The organism is Microbacterium sp. DT81.1 (assembly GCF_049844955.1).
Classification (GTDB): Bacteria; Actinomycetota; Actinomycetes; order Actinomycetales; family Microbacteriaceae; genus Microbacterium.
In genome coordinates, this window is record NZ_JBNCMA010000043.1 from 1 (window position 1) to 212 (window position 212).

The following is a 212-nucleotide window of genomic DNA, read 5'->3' on the forward strand; positions in this document are numbered from 1 at the left end:
CAGACGCCGGGCTGGGGGACGATTCCGGTGGCATTCGCGCGCGGCGACGGGAACTGGGACATCACCAACGGCGGCGCCCCGAACTTCATCGGGTCCTGGGCGAACACCCCGGGGGTTCGACTGGTGACCGGTGATTTCAACGGGAACGGTCTGACCGACATCGCGCTGGTGCGTCAGACGCCGGGCTGGGGGACGATTCCGGTGGCATTCGC

General features: G+C 68.4%; 1 protein-coding gene. It reads left to right on the forward strand.

The window, feature by feature from the left end:
• Positions 1 to 27 precede the first annotated feature (27 nt).
• Positions 28 to 212 (forward strand): hypothetical protein (locus ACLQ2Q_RS22265; protein ID WP_425824097.1); only part of this gene is annotated, 185 nt, incomplete at its 3' end.